Genomic DNA, 1,495 nt, shown 5'->3' with positions numbered 1-1,495 from the left:
ATACCAAATCCTTCGCAGAAACCAGAGCTGCAAGCTTAGCTAGCTTAAAGAGCGGAAGCGAGTTAATCACCAACTACCTAGATAAGCTAATACCTGACGGTCATTTAGAGCTATTTCCTTTTGCTATAAGCGAAGCTTATGATCTAAGGTATGAGACGGGCTCACACGTAAATTCCAAAGGCTATGGAGTAGCAGCAGGACTTGCCAGCTTAACTGAGAATTTCGCAGGAGATATCTTAAGCGGAGTATTCGTTGAATATGGAAAAGCCAACTACGATAGCTACTTAGATAGCGGTCTACACGCAGATGGAGATAGCGAGTATATAGGCGGAGGCTTGATGCTAAAGCAAAACTTTACTAGCGGCACCTACCTTGATGCAAGCTTTCACGTAGGTAAGATAAGCAGCGACTACAATAGTAACGACTGGACCTATGCCATAGCTCCTGGAGTATTAGCTCATAATGAGAAGTTTGATATAAGCTCAACTTATATGGCTACTCATATAGGAATAGGTCAGATCTTTGATCTAAGCCAAAGTAATAAACTAGACGTTTATACTAAATGGCTATATGCTTACACGGATGATGCCGATGCTACTATAAGCTCTGGCGAGAGATATCACTTTGATAGCATTACATCTAATAGAGTAAGAGCGGGTATTAGAGATACTATAAATCTAAAAGATGAGCATAACCTATACTTTGGAGGCGCTTATGAGTATGAGTTTAGCGGAGATGCTAAAGCATCTACTATGGGACTTGACGCTCCTAAGCCTAGCCTAAAAGGTTCAACCGGAGTATTTGAAGCCGGCTATAAGTATGAGAGCAAGAACCTTATCCTTAGCCTAGGAGGCAAGGGCTACATAGGTAAAACAAGAGGTGGGGCTATCAATGCAGGGTTTGAGATTATGTTTTAAATTTAAAGAAGCGAGCAAGCCCTAGCTCACACATCTATAAAATCAAATCCTATACTTAAAATTTCAGGGGCGATAGATTTCTCGCCCCTTTTTAAATTTAGACGCTACGCAGATGATCCCGTTTGCGGCGCATAAAGAGACCATCGATCTTGCAATGCAAAACGGGATAAATTTAGTAGCTCTGCTCTTATGCGATAACGATCTTATTAAACGCACCGTATCCGCCCGCGTTAAATTTACCGCAAGTGGCGCAAGGCAATTCATAAAATTCTACGCTTTCTATGCCTCTTTAAAATTCCTCAATACGAAAGAATTTAGGCTCAATTCGCAGAGGAATTTCATAGCCTGCCTTATGTTTAAAGAACTGGCGTAATCTTAGGTTCTTTTACCAAAGCCCAAAAAGCTTATCAAAGCGGCAATACCATCATTATTGACTTTTATTTATATCCTGCGCTTTATATTTTAGAAGTAGCTACGAAATTTCGAAGTAAAAGTGAAATTGTATAAGAAAAATCACGTAAAACTTAAAATTATAAAATTTTAAAACTGCTTGTCTTAGAATTTATAAGCAAAATTTC

Annotated in this window: 2 protein-coding genes; both read left to right on the top strand. The window is 39.3% G+C overall.

The annotated features are described in order from the left end of the window. Positions 1-917: autotransporter outer membrane beta-barrel domain-containing protein (locus Q0224_RS09740; protein WP_297950966.1), on the top strand; the 917-nt coding region annotated here is incomplete at its 5' end. Positions 918-1,029: 112 nt separating this feature from the next. Next, a complete protein-coding gene (locus Q0224_RS09735) occupies positions 1,030-1,290 on the top strand; it encodes a hypothetical protein (protein ID WP_297950965.1) in 261 nt (86 codons plus the stop codon). The last annotated feature ends 205 nt before the right edge of the window (positions 1,291-1,495 follow it).

Origin of the sequence: uncultured Campylobacter sp., from assembly GCF_938002845.1 — a bacterium.
Taxonomy (GTDB): domain Bacteria; phylum Campylobacterota; class Campylobacteria; order Campylobacterales; family Campylobacteraceae; genus Campylobacter_B.
This window is presented reverse-complemented; position numbering and strand designations above follow the sequence as displayed.